We start from the raw sequence: 15,982 nt of genomic DNA on the forward strand, positions 1-15,982 counted from the left end.
ACCGGTCGAGTTCGAAGATCACCACTACCGTGACACCACGACCCCCGCGGACCTCGCGGTGGCCTGAACACAGCGTCCGTCAAATCCAGGACGGTTCAAGGTGCGCGTCGAGGTGCTGGGCCAGCCCGCCGCGCCGGGCTGCCAACTCCAGCTCCGCCAGCCCGCCCACGGTCAGCTGGGCCCGCCCGTAGCCGGCCAGCACGTCGCCACCGGCCGGATCCAGTTCGGCCAGCACCACGCTGCGCGGCCACGACAGGGCCAGCGCCAGCCCGCTCGTCGTGACCCCGGGCGCTCCCTTGGCCGAGCACAGCGCGATCAACACCGCCGCCGCCCCCGCCTACTCGCCGGCCACCACGACGATGGCGATTCCGCCCGCCGCCGCACGGGCCGCGATATCCGGCCCGTCCGCGGCATCGACAAGCACATCGATCACCCGCAGCCCATCGGCACCCGGCGAACCGGACTGCACCACCGTGGCTTCCACCGCGCGCGGCGTTCCCGCCCCGGCCGGCCCCTCGACCCCGCCACTACCGGCCACCGGGACGAGTAGCACGTCATCACCGGCCCGCAGCGGCGTCGTCGGCAGCTGAACGGCCGACACCCCGACGCCGACCAGCTGCTGACCGGGAGGCGGCAGCGGCTGCTCGGTCAGCGCACCGCGAGTGAGCAGCGATCCCGGCGTCAGGGTGGTCGCGGCGACCATCCCGATGACCTGGTCGCGATCGGCGTACGGAATGGGCGCCAGCGTCGGATCGACAGACACACGCGCCTCGACCAGGTCGGCCGCGGTGATCGTCTGCCCCCACGGAACCTCGCGAGCAACCGCGATGACCGGCGACGTCTGCCCCAGCGAGCTGGCCAGATAGGCCGCGCCCAGCGCACCCAGGATCACCATCGCCACGGCCAGCGCCAGCAGCGCCGGACGACGGCGGCGGCGCGGTGGCGGTAGCACCGGTGCCCGGGACAACCCGTTCACCGCCGTCGCGGAAGCCGGCGAGCTGACCGCCGGAGGATGCATCCGAGTCATCAGCGGCCGCCGTCCTGGTTGAGGACGTGCAGCTCACCGACGAACAGCTCTGCCGACGCCGACAGCTCCAGCGTCTCGGTGCCCGACAGCCCGCCGCCGGACCAGGTGATCGTCCACGTGCTCGTCGCCGTGATCGGCCACGCACCGCCACCGGGCACGTGCCGGCTCGACGCCTGCGCGTAGACGTGGCCGCAGTCCGGCGACTCTCCCTCCGCCCCAGGGACGTACGGCGTCCCGGGCCCACAGACCACGGTGGTGCCGTCCCCCATGTCCCAGGCGATGCGGCTCACCTCCCCGACAGCGACGACGGTCACACCACCGGCCGAGACCGACCGCCGCGTCGGTCCCAGGAACTGCTCCCCGCGCTCGCTCCACATCCACACCGGTAGGCCGACGAGCCCGCTGGTCGAGGTTGGCGGCGGCGCCAACCGGATCTCCGGAGCACGCATGACGAGCGATGCGACCGCTTGTTCAGCCAGGACGCGCGGATCCACCGGCGGCGCTGGCAGGGCGGAGCCATTGGGCACGAAGCTGAACACCGCGGTGAGGCCCGACCCGTCGGGCCTCTGGCAGACGCGCAGATACATGACTCCGTCGGCGGGTGAATTCCCACCCCACACAGCGCTCGTCGGCGCCGGCTGCGGCTCAGCAACGGTGTACGTGCACGGGCTCGGCAGCGAGGCGTCTCCGCCTGTCTCCTGCCCTCCGCCAGGGGTGACACTCCCGACCACCGGGTCCGCCTCCGCGTCCTGACCGGGAGAGGTCGCCTCGACCAAGCAGATGCCGGTCTGTGCGTCCTGCTTGGCGCATTCGACGGGTGGGGCTGCCATGGCGCTGTTGAGCTGGCCGGGGACGAGGAGCATCGCAGTCGCCAGCAAGGCCACGAGGGACAGCTTCAGCATGGTCGATCCGTGAGCGGTTCCAGCTCGTTGACCAACCACGGGGATCCGGGTTCGGTTTCGTAGCGGGTCACGGTGATATCCCAGACGTACCGCGGTGGAGTCCCCGGTGGCACGACCTCGCCGGTCGCCACCCTCACCAGCCGGGTGCTCTGGCTGTCGTAGCAGCCCGTGATCGTCACGGTCGGCCCTTCAGGAGCCGCCAGATCGATGCCGGTGACCTGCAGGGCGACCGCGGTGTCACCTTCCTGGCGGAGGCCGATCGTCGCGTAGTCTCGCACCGCCGTGACGGCGAGCAGGGCGGCGGGGTCGCCCGCGAATCGCCGGATCTCTGGTTCCCAGTCCCTGGCGCCGGGGTCCTTCTTGGCCGCGTCGGTCACGCGCAGCATCTCGCTGACGACCGCGGTGGCAGCCTCTGCCGCCTCGTCTTCCGGAGTCGGCGCGCTGCTCGCCACGGGAGGGGTCGTCGAAGTCCGCGCAGCCGACGACGTCGTCGCGTCCAGCGACGAGCCCTCGGAACTGGCCTCACCCTCTGTACAGCCGGCGAGGGACAGCAGCGCAAGGAGTACGCCAGCCGCCCACCGCCGCCTGGTCATCGCGAGTGCCCTCGCCGGTTCGGCAGGCCGGCCTTCACGACAAGGAGGACGGCTGTGGGTCGGCGCAGAGGGCTCAGGGGCACGCGATTCGGCGCCACGCTTGACTTCGTCGTGCGGTCCATGGCCACCTCCCGGGGCAACGTGCGCGGGAAATTACCACCGCAGTCGTCCAGGAAGGCAAGCTTCTTTCTCCAGTAATTCTCCTGTTCAGCCGCCGAAGGACGCCAACGTCGCGTGATCGCTACGACTACGGCGGATGGCCGCCTCCACGCGAGGGACGTCCACGCCGAGAACGTCGGCGACGGCGGCGAGCACCTCGGCCGAAGGAACGGCCCCGGTACGGCCGTCCTCCAGACGCACGTACGTCATGACCGACAGTCCGGGACCAGTCACCTCATTCGTGGCGCGTCCGGCCGCCAGGCGCAGAGCCGCCAGCGGCGGGTCCGCGGAATCGACGTCGAGCAGGTGCAAGGGGTCGATGCCCAAAGCGGCCGCGAGCCGCGGCACAAAACGGGGTCGCGGCCGCTCGAGTCCCGTCTCCCAGACTCGAATGCGCGATGGGCTCGAAAGCGCCAGTTTCGCGGCCAGTTCTTCTCGAGTAAGACCCATGGCTTCCCGGGCAGCCTGCAGGCGGTCGCCTCGAAGCACCGGCCGCGCCACGGCAGCCCTCCATCACCCGATCGGTGGACACCCGTCCGTGGCGTACGACCCTAGCGCTCACCAAGTCCGCCGCTGTCGGAGAACACCCCTCATCGCCCGGCGCGGCAGGACTGGTCGACCGGTGAGCGTGCCCACCCAAGACCAAAGGCTGGGGCAGCTGTGAGCTGGCGCGGACTCGGGAGCGCGTCCGGTTCCTCAGCAGCCTCTTGGGCACTGGAGAATTTCCGCAGGTTCACGGCAGAACGTGCAGCGGCCTCCGTCCAGAGCCGGAGGTAACCCGGAGGACGGCGGGGTCAGCAACGCCAGCGTCCCCGCGCGGTTACCGAGGGTGCCCGCGTCATCGCGGCGAAGCACCGAGCCCAGATCTCCGCGACTGCAGGAAGACCGGAACTGTCTGTCGAGGCTGTGGGCCATGAGACCTGCAGCCCATCCCCGGCCGCGACGTCGTCTATGCCGGCCGTGGTGCTGGCCCGTCGCCCGCCGCAACCTTCTTGGACGGCCTAACCCCGACTGGCAGGTCGGCCCCTGATGCCCGGGACGACCTCGGAGCGAGCGACGCTCAACGGTCGGCACGATCCGTTGCTAACCGTCGCGCAGGCCGGGGACTACCTGGGAACCGGAGAGCGGTTCATCCGGCGGCTGATCGCCCAACGGCGGATCACGTACGTCAAGCTCGGCAAGTACGTCAGACTCCAGCGTTCAACCCTCGACGCCTTCGTCGAGGCAGGCCGTATGCCGAGTGAGTAGCCGTCAGATTGCAGAGATCACCAGAGGGGCTTGCCGTAGCTCACGTCAGCCCTTCCGCTCCTGGCCGCACCGCTGCAGACCGCGTCTCTATGACGTCGGCGGCACGCCGGCGCCCAACCGTGGCGCCCGCAGCAGCTCGGTGCCCCTCTCCAGTCGCGCCGAAAGCGCCTTGGCCGGTTCTGAATGATGGCCAGCGGAGACTGCGCTCCAGGCGCTTCGGCGGTGGCGACGGGGCGGCTGGCGAAGTCGTAGGTCACCCGCAGCGTGGCGGTTCCATCGAGGGCGTCCCCATCCGCGGCCAGCGTCGTCAACGGCGGTCCGCCACAGCGAGTCCTCCCCACAGGTGGTGACGCTGTCCTCCAGGTCCACCAAGTTGTTACCCAGCGCGACGTACGCCCACTCGGCCGACTCCGGGACGCCGCGGCTGGTGCCGGTCTCGCAGCGCCGGGCGACCCACAAGCCCTGCGTGTTCTCGGCCGCCCAGTCCCTGACCAGCCGCGGTCCTCAGCAGGGACTGCGACACGGCAGGAAGTCGGTTTCCGAGCCGCGTGATGACCGGTCCGGTCGGCGCATCGCGGCCGATGCTGGTCACCACCAGCCAGTCAGGCCACGCGGATCGTGGGTGCGCTGCAGTGCCTCCGACGAGTCACCTGACTGCGGCCCACCCGGCGGCTGGAGCCCTGGCCGAGGCCCGAGAGGAAGTCATCCCGGAAGCGCCTGCGCAACAAAACTGTGGGAAAAGTGTGGGCTCAAACCAAGACTGACAGGACGTCGACCCTCTGAGCTGGGACGTTGCTCCCCCGACTGGACTCGAACCAGTAACCCTGCGATTAACAGTCGCATGCTCTGCCAATTGAGCTACGGGGGATGGGCGGGTGCGACCCGCGCGCCCGTCGAGAGTACCCCACCGCCTCCGCCCGCCCGCGGAGGCACCCCTCTGCGCCGGCCCGCCCCCGGCGTACGGTGATCACCCAGTCCACCAGCCCCCGGAGGTCCCCCGTGGCGAAGCTGCCCTTCCTCGTCGGCCTCGGTGCCGGCTACGTCCTCGGTGCCCGCGCCGGGCGCGAGCGCTACGAGCAGATCCGTCGCGCCTGGTCGCAGGCCAAGGAGGACCCCCGCCTCCAGGAGGTCGCGGGCATGGCGCAGGCGCACGCGGACTCGGTCGTCAACTCGGTCAAGGCCCGCATGGGCAACGAGGCGCCGAACTGAGCTAGTCCGGCCGCTCGGCCGCGAGCGCGTCGGCGAGCTTCTGCCGCGCCACCTCCCGTGAGGTGGGGTCGTCGCGGTCGGCGTCGTCGTCGAACACGACCGTCCACTCCCGGGCGGCCTGGCCGGGGACCCGGCGCGCCACGAGCAGCACCGTCCCGCCGCCGGGCAGCGGCGAACGGCGGCTGTCGACGACGGTCTGGTCGACCCGCCTGCGCACCACCGCGGGGAGGTCACCGGCGTCGGCGAGCACGTGGCGCTGGGCGGGCTGCCGCGCCTGGACGCCGGGCTCGACCTCCGCCAGCGGGACGACGGTGAAGCTCCCGCCGCCGTCGGCCGTCGCCGACCAGCGGGCGGAGCCGACCTCGTGCCAGGGCAGCACGCCGACATCCCCCGCCGCGTCGAGGGCCAGGCCCGCCGGCACCCGGCGCAGCCCGCGCGAGGTGGCGGCCAGCCACCCTTCTCCGCGCACCAGCTCGCCCCAGGCCAGCACCCGCTCGTCGGGGTCGGCCGAGGCGAGGACGGCGGCGCGCACGAGCTCCGGTGGCCGGGCGAACCGGCGGCGCAGCCGGTCGGCGAGGCTCACGGGGTGAGCCCGCCCATCGCCCGCTCCCGCAGCGACCGCGCCTGCTGCTCCAGCGCCAGCAGCCGGCCGAACACCTTCGTGTACTCGTCGGCCTGCTCGACCGGGTTCATCCGCTGCAGCCGGCCCTTGAGCGTGGCCACCTGGCGGACGGTCGCCATCTCCTGCAGCCGCGCGAGCACGGCGAGCACGTAGCCGGCGTCGGCCTCGCCCACCGACCGCAGCGGCTCGACGGCCAGCGCGGTCAGCTGGGCGCGCGCGGTCTCGCGATCGCAGTGCTCCGCCACCTGGTCGAGCCACGCGGGGCCGGACACCTGCGCGGCCGCCGCTCCCCCGGCGCCGGCGACGGCGGCGGCCACCGCGGCGTGGTCGGGGTCGGTGTAGGCCTCCGGCGGGATGGCGTCGAACGACGGCCCGGCGAGCTCCGGCACCTGCAGCGCCGCCTTCACCGCCTCGCGCTCGACCTCCAGCGCCGCGTCGTCCGGGGTGCGCCGAGGCGCCCGCGGTCGCCCGCGCGCCGGCGCGTCCCCGCCGCCCTGGATCCGGCGGATCCGCTCGAGCACCTCGGCCTCGTCGGTGTCGCCGATCAGCGCGGCCAGCCGCCGGGCGTAGGCCGGGCGCAGCGCGTGGTCCTTGACCTGGGCCAGCAGCGGCGCCGTCCGGTCGAGCGCGGCGAGCCGGCCCTCGACGGTCTCCAGGTCGTACTCCGCGAGCAGCGTGCGCAGGACGAACTCGATCAGCGGGGTGCGCCGGGCGACGAGGTCGCGGACGGCGGCGTCGCCGTGGGCCTGGCGCAGCTCGCAGGGGTCGCGGCCGTCGGGCTCGACCGCGACGAACGTCTGCGCGACGAACCGCTGGTCCTCCTTGAACGTCTTCATGGCCGCGGCCTGGCCCGCCGCGTCGCCGTCGAAGGTGTAGACGACCTCACCGCGGAACTCGTCCTGGTCCATGAGCAGCCGGCGCAGCACGCTGATGTGCTCGGGCCCGAACGCCGTGCCGCACGAGGCGACCGCCGTCGTCACCCCGGCCAGGTGGCAGGCCATCACGTCGGTGTAGCCCTCGACGACGACCGCCTGGTGCCGGCGGGCGATGTCCCGCTTGGCGCGCTCCAGCCCGTAGAGCACGGTGCTCTTCTTGTAGAGCGGGGTCTCCGGGGTGTTGAGGTACTTCGGGCCCGGGTCGTCGTCCATCAGCTTGCGCGCGCCGAAGCCGATGACGTCGCCGGTGATGTCCCGGATCGGCCAGACCAGCCGGCGGTGGAAGCGGTCGATGAGCGTGCCGCGGCTGGACTCCTTGGCCAGCCCCGCGGTGACCAGCTCCTCCTGGGTGTAGCCCTTGGCGCGCAGGTGGCGGGTCAGCGCGTCCCAGCCACCGGGGGCGAAGCCGCAGCCGAAGTCCAGCGCCACCTGCCGGTCGAAGCCGCGGTCGGCGAGGAACTGCCGGGCCGGTGCGGCGTCGGGGGTGCGCAGCTGCTCGGCGTAGAAGTCGGCGGCCGCGGTGTTGGCCGCGACCAGCCGGGCCCGCTGGCCGACGTCGCGCCGGTCGGGGGCGCCGGTGGGCCGGCCGCCGTCGTCCTCGTAGTGCAGCTCGACGCCGGTCTTCCCGGCGAGCAGCTCGACCGCCTCGGAGAAGGTCAGGTGGTCGACCTTCTGGATGAAGGAGATGACGTCGCCGCCTTCTCCGCACCCGAAGCAGTTCCCCGTGAGGATGTTGTCCTCGAGCGTGAAGGCATGCGTGCCGGGCACCTCGGCGCAGAAGACCTCCTCGACCCGGTCGCTCCACCCCACCGACTGCACGACCCACTCGTCGCGAGCGGGGAGCTGCGGCATCGCAGCCGGCGCGCCGACTGCGACGAGGTCGGAAGATCGGTCCCGGGTCAACGAGCGGACGAGGCGGTCACCCGCCCCAAGGCCCCTCGTCAGCACCTCGCGCGGCACCTCGCCCGACGCCACGAACCAGCGGTGCTCGTCGGTCGCGTACAGCTCCTTGACCCGCCCGTTGCGGGTGACGGTCACGCGCATGAGCCGCTGTGCGCCGTAGGACCGGAACGGCGCCTCGACCCAGCCGCCGTTGCCGTCGAGCACGCGCACCGTTCGGCCGGCCAGCTCCCGGATCGGCACGACGCCGTCCTCGGTCAGGACGCCGGTCTCCCCCGCCAGGCAGTGGTAGAGCCCGCGCGAGGGGGTGACGTGGAACGACGGCGACTTCTCGTCGTGGAACGGGCACAGGCCCTTGAGGCTGCCGCCGCCGGCCCGCTTGAGCTGCAGGTGCTCACCGACGACGTCGTCGATGCGGCTGCGCTCGCGGACCAGCGCGATGTCCGCTGCGCGGATGCGCCCTCGGCCCGCCATCTACCGCCCCGTCCCTGCTGCTGTCACGTCGTCATTGTCCCGCGCTGCGCCGGCACCTCGGCGGGTCAGCCGATCCCCGGGGCACCGGCCACGCTCTCGCCGGTCACCCGGTAGAGCAGGTAGGCGGCCGTCTCCCGCAGGATGTAGCGGAACTGCGTGGCGCGGGTCTGCACTGCGGGCCCCTGCCGGGTGGGCGAGCTCTCGGCCTCGATGCCGGCGTCCTCGGCCATCCGCTCGGCGCGCATCGCGTGCCACGGATCGGTGACCAGCACGGCGGTCGTCCAGCCCCGCTCGGCGAAGACCCGCCCGACCGCCCGCATGCTCTCCAGGGTGTCCACGCCCTCCTCGACGGCGAGCAGCGCGCCGGCGGGGATGCCGGACCGGGCCAGGTACTGCTGCCCGGCCTCGGCCTCGGTGAACTGGTCGCCTGCGGCCTTGCCACCGACGGTGACGACGACCGGGGCGACGCCGGCGCCGTACAGCCGGAGCGCGTGCTCCAGCCGGGCCTCGAAGATCGACGACGGGACGCCGTTGTACTGCGCCGACCCCAGGACGACGATCGCGTCCGACGCCGGCCGCGAGTCCTGCCGCGCCGTCCACCAGATCGCGGCGGCGGTCGAGGCGATCAGCAGCAGCACGGCCAGGACGGCGGCACCGACCAGCCGGCCGACCAGGCTCCCCATCCGCACCCCCACGGGTCATGGGTACCACGCGCGGCCGACGCCGCGGCGCACCCGCGCGCGACCGGTGGACGAGCTCCGCGAGATCTGCACAGTCGTCGGCATCAGCGGCTGATGCCGACGACTGTGCAGATCTCGTCGAGGGCTGGTCAGCCGCCGGCGGGCTCCGCGCCCAGCGCCGCCCGGCCGGCCTCCAGCCGGGCCACCGGGACGCGGAACGGCGAGCAGGACACGTAGTCCAGCCCCACCGCGTGGAAGAAGTGCACCGACTCCGGGTCGCCGCCGTGCTCGCCGCAGACGCCCAGCTTCAGCTCCGGCCGGGCGGACCGGCCGCGCTCCACGCCCAGCTCCACGAGCCGGCCGACGCCCGGCCGGTCCAGCGACTCGAACGGCGAGACGCCGAAGATCCCCTTGTCCAGGTAGGCGTGGAAGAACGCCGCCTCGACGTCGTCACGGGAGAAGCCCCACGTCATCTGGGTCAGGTCGTTGGTACCGAAGGAGAAGAAGTCGGCCGAGCCGGCGATCTCGTCGGCGGTCAGCGCCGCCCGCGGCACCTCGATCATCGTGCCGATCAGCGGCCGGACGTCGACGCCGTGCTCCTCGCACACCGCGGCGATCACCCGCTCGGACTCCTCGCGGATCGCCTCCAGCTCCTGCACCGCCCCCACCAGCGGGATCATGATCTCCGGCCGCGGGTCCCCGCCGGCCGCCTTCCGCTCGCAGGCGGCCTCGACGATCGCCCGCACCTGCATCGCGAACAGCCCCGGCACGACCAGGCCCAGCCGCACGCCGCGCAGGCCCAGCATCGGGTTCTCCTCGTGCATCCGGCGCACGGCGGCGAGCAGCCGGAGCTGGCCCTCGTCGTGGTGGCCCTCGGCCTCGGCGACGGCGACCCGCACCGACAGCTCGGTGAGGTCGGGGAGGAACTCGTGCAGCGGAGGGTCGAGCAGCCGGACGGTCACCGGCAGCCCGTCCATCGCCTCGAGGATCTCGACGAAGTCCTGCTTCTGCAGCGGTTCGAGCGCGTCGAGCGCCGCCTGCCGGTCGTCGTCGCCCTCGGCCAGGATCAGCTGCTCGACCAGCCGCCGCCGCTCCCCCAGGAACATGTGCTCGGTGCGGCACAGCCCGACGCCCCGGGCCCCGAAGCGGCGGGCGCGCAGCGAGTCCTCCGGCGTGTCGGCATTGGTGCGCACCTCCAGCCGGCGGACGGCGTCGGCGTGGGTGAGCAGCCGGTGCACGCTGCGCACGAGGTCGTCGGCGTCCTCGGCGCCGGGGTCGAGCTCGCCCTCGAAGTAGCGCACGACGGACGACGGCTCGACCGGTACCTCCCCCAGCCACACCGCGCCGGTCGACCCGTCGATGCTGATGACGTCGCCCTCGCCGACGACGGTGCCGTCGGGGGCGGTGAAGCGCCCGGCCTTGGTGTCGACCTGGAGCTCCTCCGCACCGCACACGCAGGTCTTGCCCATGCCACGGGCGACGACCGCCGCGTGCGAGGTCTTGCCGCCGCGGCTGGTGAGCACGCCCTGCGCGGCGATCATCCCGGCCAGGTCGTCGGGGTTGGTCTCCCGCCGGACCAGGACGACGTCCTCCCCCCGCTCCGCCCAGGCGACGGCGGTCTCCGACGAGAACACCGCCCTGCCCACCGCCGCGCCCGGCGAGGCGTTCATCCCCTGGGTGAGGCGGGTGGCGTCCCCGCCGGAGACGAACCGCGGGAACATCAGCTGCGCCAGCTGGTCGCCGGTGACCCGGCGCACGGCCTCGTCCATGTCGATGAGGCCCTCGTCGACCAGCTGGGTGGCGATCCGGAAGGCCGCCCCGGCGGTGCGCTTGCCCACGCGCGTCTGCAGCATCCAGAGCGTGCTGCGCTCGACGGTGAACTCGATGTCGCACAGGTCCCGGTAGTGCGACTCGAGGCGGGACATGGTGTGCATCAGCTCGTCGTAGGCGCCGCGGTCGATGCCGGCGAGCTCGGCCAGCGGCACCGTGTTGCGGATGCCGGCGACGACGTCCTCCCCCTGCGCGTTCTGCAGGTAGTCGCCGTAGACCCCCTGCTCACCGCTCCCGGGGTCACGGGTGAAGGCCACGCCGGTGCCGGAGTCCATGCCGAGGTTGCCGAACACCATGGAGCACACGTTGACCGCGGTGCCGGCGTCGCCGGGGATGCGTTCGCGGCGGCGGTAGAGGATCGCCCGGTCGGAGTTCCACGAGTCGAAGACGGCGGTGATCGCCAGCTCCAGCTGCTCGCGGGGGTCCTGCGGGAAGTCCCGGCCGGTGTGCTCGCGGACGATCGCCCGGAACCGGTCGACGACGTCGCGCAGGTGTGCGGCGTCCAGGTCGAGGTCGGAGCCGGTGCCCTGGTCGGCCTTGACCGCGTCGAGGGCCTCGTCGAACAGCTCGCCGTCGATCCCCTGCACGGTCTTGCCGAACATCTGGATCAGCCGCCGGTAGGAGTCCCAGGCGAAGCGCTCGCTGCCCGACTGCGCGGCCAGCCCCTGCACCGACTCGTCGGTGAGCCCGACGTTGAGGACGGTCTCCATCATCCCCGGCATCGAGGCCGCGGCCCCCGAGCGGACGGAGACCAGCAGCGGGTCGGCCGGATCACCCAGGGTCTTGCCCATCGCCCCCTCCAGCGCGGCCAGGTGCTGGGCGACCTGTCCGGCGAGGTCGGGCGGGGGGCTGCCGTGCGCGAGGTAGTACCGGCAGGCGTCGGTGGTGATGGTGAAGCCGGGCGGGACCGGCAGCCCGAGGGAGGTCATCTCGGCCAGGTTGGCGCCCTTGCCGCCGAGCAGGTCCTTCTGCTCCTTGCTGCCCTCGCTGAAGTCGTAGACCCACTTCTGCCGGGTCCCGGTCGTCGACACCGGTCACCACCTCCGCCTTCCGTGCCCCGTGTGAGTCCCGGCAGCGTCGCCCGGGGTGGGGAGGCGGTCGATCATGGCGCACGGCCCCGGACGACGCAGCGCCGCACGACGTGGTCGGCGTCGCGCGGCGCTGCGGGTGGTGCGGGGAGGGAGCGGTCAGAGGGCGAAGCCGGCGCCGTCACCGCCGCAGACCCGCCAGCCCTTGTCCTCGATCACGAAGAAGTTGGCCTCCTGCGACTGGCCCTGGAAGGTCAGCGTGGTGTTGACGTTCTGGCCGCTGAGCCCGTTGAACGTGCTGTCGGTGACGTCGTTGATCTCGACGCCGACCGCGCCCGGGGGCGCGAACTGCAGGGCCTCCTCCAGCTCCGACTCCGACGTCTCGCGCTGGGCCGGCTCGCACAGCAGGTCGTAGACGCCGCCGGCGTCGCGCTCGGACACCTGCTGCACGAACTGCTCGACGGCCCCCTCGGGGCTGTTGGCACCGCGGCCGGACACGATGAGGAAGCCGAGCACGGCGAAGACGACGGTCAGCAGGACGACGACCGCCCCGACGATCTTCCCGGTCATCCACGGCGGCGAGGGCCGGGGCGACCGGTAGTTCGGGAAGCCGGAGGCGAGCGGGCCGCCCTGGAGGCCCTGCGCCTGCTGCGGCGTCGGGGCGTACTGCGGCTGGGGCGCCAGCTGCACCTGCCCGGGGAACCCGATCTGGGTGGGGGCGGCGGGCGGCTGGTTGCCCCCACCCGGCGCGGCGGGTTGCGGGGGGAACGGCGGCTGGGACAACGGTCTTCCTCTCGAGCGGGCCCGGGGACTCGATCCGTCCCGAGGCGGCGCCATGGTGGCAGCACGCGACCCGTCTGAGAAGGCATCCCGGCGCCATCCGCGCAGCGTCCCGCCCGGCCGGCGCCGGACCCGGTTCCTCCGGCGCCTACCCGATGCCGCAGACGCGCGGCCCGTCCTCGTTCACCACGGTCACCGTGGCGGTCTCGCCGTCGTCCCAGCGCACCGTGACCAGCCGGACGGTGCTCCCGTCGACCTCGCCCTCCGCGTTGCCGGCGACCTCCGGGCCGTCGCCCCGGGCGTAGTCCCCGGTCGGGTCGGTGTCGGCGAGCCGCTGGCGCTCGGCCTGGCACAGCATCTGGCCGGCCGCGTCGAGGTCGCCGTCGGACAGCGCGGCGTAGAAGGCGTTGACCACCGCGGTCGACTGCTCCTGCGGCGTCCCCCGCACCACGGGCAGGAGCAGCACCATGGCCACCCCGACCAGCACCGTGGTCAGCATGATCAGCAGCAGCGGGCGGTTGGCGTTGCGCGGTGTGCCGGTGTGCAGGGGCTCCGGCTCGTCGTCGTAGAGGAAGGGCCCCTGGGGCGGGGTGGTCATCCCCCACCCACCAGGAGCTCGGCCCCGGCCGGCGGGCGCGGGTCGTCCCGGTCGTCGAGCCAGCCCTCGGGCAGCGTGACCGGCCGCGGCGGGCTGGTGCGCCCGCGCGGCCCGCCCAGGACGGCGGCGGGATAGGGCTGGTCGGGGATCCGCGCGAGCAGGCCGGCGAGCTCGTCGAGCGAGCCGACCATCGCCAGCGCCCGGCGGACGTCCGAGCCGACCGAGAAGCCCTTGAGGTACCAGGCCACGTGCTTGCGGAAGTCGGTGCAGCCGTGCAGCTCGCCCTGCTCGGCCGACAGCAGCTCGGCGTGCCGGTGCATGATCGCGGCAACCTCGCGGAGGGTGGGCAGCGCCCGCTCGGGCCGGCCGGCGAAGGCGGCGGCGAGGTCGCCGAACAGCCACGGCCGGCCCAGGCAGCCGCGGCCGACGACGACGCCCGCGCAGCCGGTCTCGGCCACCAGCCGCAGCGCGTCGTCGGCCTCCCAGACGTCGCCGTTGCCGAGCACGGGGATGCCGACGGTCTCGACCAACCGGGCGATCGGCACCCAGTCCGCGGTGCCGCTGTAGAGCTGGTCGGCCGTGCGGCCGTGCAGGGTGATGGCCGCGGCCCCCTCGTCCTGCGCGATCCGCCCGGCGTCGAGGTAGGTCACGTGGTCGGCGTCGATCCCGATGCGGGTCTTGATGGTCACCGGGACGTCGCGGGCCGCCCGCACCGCCGACCGCACGATGTCGGCCAGCAGCCGCCGGCGCCACGGCAGCGCGGAGCCCCCGCCCTTGCGGGTCACCTTGGGCACCGGGCAGCCGAAGTTCAGGTCGATGTGCGCCGGGCGGGTGCCGGCGACCTCCTCGTCGACCAGCATCTCGACCGCCCGGCCGACGGTCGCCGGGTCGACGCCGTACAGCTGGACGGAGAAGCCGGCGGCAGCCTCCTCGGGCGTCGCCTGCACCATCTGCAGCGTCTTGGCGTTGCGCTCGACCAGCGCGCGGGTGGTGATCATCTCGCAGACGTAGAGGCCGGCGCCGAACTCGCGGCACAGCGTCCGGAACGCCGGGTTGGTGATCCCGGCCATCGGCGCGAGGACGACGGCCGGGTCGACGGTCAGCGGCCCGAGCCGCAGCGGCGCGACCGCCGTCGCCGGCTCGAGGGTGCTGGTCACCGCCCCAGGGTAGGCGGGCGGCTCCCGGGCGCCGCGGCGTGCGCCCGGTCACGCCACCCTGCGGCTACACGACGTCGGCGCCGATCGAGCCGCGCATGATCCGCAGGAGGGCGGCCTGCTCGCGGGTGAGCGGCTCGCCGGTGGCCGTGCGCAGGTGCCCCTCGACGGCCTCCAGCGGGATGTCGGCCTGACCGCTCGCCGAGACCTGGGCCATGGCCCAGCGCGAGAACACCGGCTCGGACACCTCGCCCGCGTCGATCAGCGTGACGTCCTCGTGCCGGGGGTCGCGGCGGATGCGTTCGTACAGCGCCTGCACGTCGGCAGCCGGGCCCTCGAGGACCTGGGCGAACCAGTGGTCGGTCAGCAGGAGGGCGCCGGTGATACCGGCCCGGGCGTTGTTCGACCGGGCGACGCGGAAGACGTCGGCGATCGCGGCCTCGCGCTCCGCCGGATCCAGGCGGCTGTGGCTGCGGTACAGCAGGCGGTGCAGCGACGGCGGGCCGCCGGTCGCCGTGGTGTCGGTCATCGCGACGAGTTCCTCCGTCCCCCGGACGCCCCGCTGTGCCGGCGCGGTGTACCGGCGGGGTGTGCCGGCGCAGACCTCCACTGTCCTGCCGCCGGCCGGCGCCGGACGTCTCACATCGCGACGTCTCCGGGGCGGCCGGCGTCCCGGGCGTGTCCGGCGGGCCGGCCGGACCCGCGACGGGTGGCACCATGCGCGCCACCCGATCCGGCCGAGCACCGCAGCGTGGAGGCACCGATGAGCGATCTGCCCGACCTGCTCCAGCTGACCGAGGTGGCCGAGCGGCGCTACCACGTGGTCCAGCCCGCCGAGTCCGCCGAGGGCCGCGAGTCGTCTTCAGCGGGCAGCTGCTCGGGCAGATGCTCATGGCCTCGGACCGGCACGCCGGCGGCAAGGACGTCCGCTCGGTGCACGCGGTCTTCGCCCGCGCCGGCTCCTACCGCTCCCCGATCGAGGTCGACGTCGAGTCGCTGCAGGCGGGGCGCACCTGGGCCAGCGACACCGTGACGGCGCGGCAGGACGGCCGGCTGCTGTCCCGGGCCACGGTGCTGCTCACCGTCGTCGACGCCGACCTGATGCGGCACGGGCCGGCGATGCCCGACGTCCCCTCCTTCGGCGAGCTCCGCCGACCCCACCCCGCAGGCCTTCCCCGGCGGGGAGCTGCGCCGCGTCCCGGGCGAGCCGTCGATCGGCGGCGTGCCCGCCGAGCTGACCTGGCACCGCTTCGAGCGGCCCCTGGACTCACCGGCGGCGAACCAGGCCGTGCTCGTCTGGGCCACCTGCGGCTACCTGATCGGCCTGGCCATGCGGCCGCACGCCGATTCCGTCGACTACTCGCAGGCGCACGTCACGCTGAGCACCGGCGTCATCGGCCACACCGTGCACTTCCTGGAGCGCTTCGACGTCAGCCGGCCGCTGCTGATCGCCCAGGAGGCCACGAAGGCGGCGACCGGCCGGGTCTACGGCCGGGGGTCGGTGTTCACCGAGGACGGCGAGCTGGTCGCCGCGTTCGAGCAGGACGCGATGGCGAAGGACGCCGGCCGGACCCTGGACCCCCGGCGGGCCATGTAGGCGCGGCCGGCCACCCGGCCGCATCCGGCACGCGGTGGGCGGCCGCCTGGGGAGGCGATGGCCCTCCGGCGGCCACACCACCCGCCGTCGTGGCCGACCACGGGGCAACGCCTCGACCCGCCACGGCGGACACCGGGCCGCGGAGGAGATCCGTGGGCGTGACGCCCATGTCGAGTCCCATGAGATGTGTCAGGGATGAAGTCTCATGACATCTGTCGCTTGATCATCACCGTGCCGATGAGGTGT

15 protein-coding genes, 1 tRNA gene and 2 pseudogenes are annotated in these 15,982 nt (G+C 73.4%); 4 read left to right on the forward strand and 14 right to left on the reverse strand.

Translation table 11 applies throughout. The annotated features are described in order from the left end of the window. Window positions 1–79: 79 nt before the first annotated feature. The 5 genes from ACK586_RS24030 to ACK586_RS24050 form a co-directional block, all read right to left on the reverse strand. Window positions 80–322 (reverse strand): hypothetical protein, encoded by a 243-nt coding sequence (locus ACK586_RS24030; protein ID WP_409333051.1) that lies wholly within the window; start codon window positions 320–322, stop codon window positions 80–82. Window positions 323–337: 15 nt separating this feature from the next. Beyond that, on the reverse strand, window positions 338–895 hold the full coding sequence (locus ACK586_RS24035) for an SAF domain-containing protein (protein WP_409333065.1): 558 nt from the start codon (window positions 893–895) through the stop codon (window positions 338–340). A gap of 131 nt (window positions 896–1,026) precedes the next feature. Next, on the reverse strand, window positions 1,027–1,929 hold the full coding sequence (locus ACK586_RS24040) for an ATP/GTP-binding protein (protein WP_409333052.1): 903 nt from the start codon (window positions 1,927–1,929) through the stop codon (window positions 1,027–1,029). Further along, window positions 1,923–2,381, reverse strand: a complete 459-nt coding sequence (locus ACK586_RS24045) for a hypothetical protein (RefSeq protein ID WP_409333053.1) — start codon at window positions 2,379–2,381, stop codon at window positions 1,923–1,925. The genes ACK586_RS24040 and ACK586_RS24045 overlap by 7 nt, the downstream gene beginning before the upstream one ends. 348 nt (window positions 2,382–2,729) lie before the next feature. Next, window positions 2,730–3,182 (reverse strand): helix-turn-helix domain-containing protein, encoded by a 453-nt coding sequence (locus ACK586_RS24050; RefSeq protein WP_409333054.1) that lies wholly within the window; start codon window positions 3,180–3,182, stop codon window positions 2,730–2,732. 528 nt (window positions 3,183–3,710) lie between these two features. On the opposite strand from ACK586_RS24050, the gene ACK586_RS24055 reads away from it, so the two are divergent. Next, window positions 3,711–3,929, forward strand: coding sequence for an excisionase family DNA-binding protein (locus tag ACK586_RS24055; protein WP_409333055.1), 219 nt, complete (start codon window positions 3,711–3,713; stop codon window positions 3,927–3,929). Window positions 3,930–4,724: 795 nt separating this feature from the next. On the opposite strand, the gene ACK586_RS24060 is transcribed toward ACK586_RS24055, so the two are convergent. Then, window positions 4,725–4,797, reverse strand: a tRNA-Asn gene (locus ACK586_RS24060). A gap of 131 nt (window positions 4,798–4,928) precedes the next feature. On the opposite strand from ACK586_RS24060, the gene ACK586_RS24065 reads away from it, so the two are divergent. Then, a complete protein-coding gene (locus ACK586_RS24065) occupies window positions 4,929–5,138 on the forward strand; it encodes a hypothetical protein (protein ID WP_409333056.1) in 210 nt (69 codons plus the stop codon). A 1-nt stretch (window position 5,139) separates the two neighbouring features. Here the strand turns inward: ACK586_RS24065 and ACK586_RS24070 are convergent, their stop codons facing one another. The 8 genes from ACK586_RS24070 to ACK586_RS24105 form a co-directional block, all read right to left on the reverse strand. After that, window positions 5,140–5,721: a hypothetical protein gene (locus ACK586_RS24070; protein WP_409333057.1), complete on the reverse strand. Its 582-nt coding sequence runs from the start codon at window positions 5,719–5,721 to the stop codon at window positions 5,140–5,142. Beyond that, window positions 5,718–8,069, reverse strand: coding sequence for a DNA primase (gene dnaG / locus ACK586_RS24075; RefSeq protein WP_409333058.1), 2,352 nt, complete (start codon window positions 8,067–8,069; stop codon window positions 5,718–5,720). The genes ACK586_RS24070 and dnaG overlap by 4 nt, the downstream gene beginning before the upstream one ends. A 65-nt stretch (window positions 8,070–8,134) precedes the next feature. After that, on the reverse strand, window positions 8,135–8,752 hold the full coding sequence (locus tag ACK586_RS24080) for a YdcF family protein (RefSeq protein ID WP_409333059.1): 618 nt from the start codon (window positions 8,750–8,752) through the stop codon (window positions 8,135–8,137). A gap of 146 nt (window positions 8,753–8,898) precedes the next feature. Beyond that, the gene (gene ppdK, locus ACK586_RS24085) at window positions 8,899–11,610 is read right to left on the reverse strand and encodes a pyruvate, phosphate dikinase (RefSeq protein ID WP_409333060.1); all 2,712 of its coding nucleotides are present in this window, start codon (window positions 11,608–11,610) and stop codon (window positions 8,899–8,901) included. 156 nt (window positions 11,611–11,766) lie between these two features. Beyond that, window positions 11,767–12,390, reverse strand: a complete 624-nt coding sequence (locus tag ACK586_RS24090) for an Rv0361 family membrane protein (RefSeq protein ID WP_409333061.1) — start codon at window positions 12,388–12,390, stop codon at window positions 11,767–11,769. Between the two features lie 145 nt (window positions 12,391–12,535). Further along, window positions 12,536–12,985: an Rv0361 family membrane protein gene (locus ACK586_RS24095; RefSeq protein ID WP_409333062.1), complete on the reverse strand. Its 450-nt coding sequence runs from the start codon at window positions 12,983–12,985 to the stop codon at window positions 12,536–12,538. Beyond that, window positions 12,982–14,142, reverse strand: coding sequence for a tRNA dihydrouridine synthase DusB (dusB, locus tag ACK586_RS24100; RefSeq protein ID WP_409333063.1), 1,161 nt, complete (start codon window positions 14,140–14,142; stop codon window positions 12,982–12,984). The genes ACK586_RS24095 and dusB overlap by 4 nt, the downstream gene beginning before the upstream one ends. Window positions 14,143–14,206: 64 nt before the next feature. After that, a complete protein-coding gene (locus ACK586_RS24105) occupies window positions 14,207–14,668 on the reverse strand; it encodes a BLUF domain-containing protein (protein WP_409333064.1) in 462 nt (153 codons plus the stop codon). Window positions 14,669–15,030: 362 nt separating this feature from the next. Here ACK586_RS24105 and ACK586_RS24110 point away from each other — a divergent pair. Further along, window positions 15,031–15,156: pseudogene (locus tag ACK586_RS24110) on the forward strand (hotdog family protein); the annotation flags it as partial. Between the two features lie 148 nt (window positions 15,157–15,304). Next, window positions 15,305–15,736: pseudogene (locus tag ACK586_RS24115) on the forward strand (acyl-CoA thioesterase); the annotation flags it as partial. Window positions 15,737–15,982 lie beyond the last annotated feature (246 nt).

It is taken from the genome of Trujillonella humicola (assembly GCF_046233715.1).
Classification (GTDB): domain Bacteria; phylum Actinomycetota; class Actinomycetes; order Mycobacteriales; family Geodermatophilaceae; genus Trujillonella; species Trujillonella humicola.

What these genes read in the sequence shown, in the direction of transcription:
- ACK586_RS24055 (WP_409333055.1), top strand. Translation starts at nt 3,711, where the DNA reads ATGCCCGGGACGACCTCGGAGCGAGCGACGCTCAACGGTCGGCACGAT.
- ACK586_RS24105 (WP_409333064.1), bottom strand. Translation starts at nt 14,668, where the DNA reads ATGACCGACACCACGGCGACCGGCGGCCCGCCGTCGCTGCACCGCCTG.
- ACK586_RS24040 (WP_409333052.1), bottom strand. Translation starts at nt 1,929, where the DNA reads ATGCTGAAGCTGTCCCTCGTGGCCTTGCTGGCGACTGCGATGCTCCTC.
- ACK586_RS24095 (WP_409333062.1), bottom strand. Translation starts at nt 12,985, where the DNA reads ATGACCACCCCGCCCCAGGGGCCCTTCCTCTACGACGACGAGCCGGAG.
- ACK586_RS24080 (WP_409333059.1), bottom strand. Translation starts at nt 8,752, where the DNA reads ATGGGGAGCCTGGTCGGCCGGCTGGTCGGTGCCGCCGTCCTGGCCGTG.
- ACK586_RS24035 (WP_409333065.1), bottom strand. Translation starts at nt 895, where the DNA reads ATGGTGATCCTGGGTGCGCTGGGCGCGGCCTATCTGGCCAGCTCGCTG.
- dnaG (WP_409333058.1), bottom strand. Translation starts at nt 8,069, where the DNA reads ATGGCGGGCCGAGGGCGCATCCGCGCAGCGGACATCGCGCTGGTCCGC.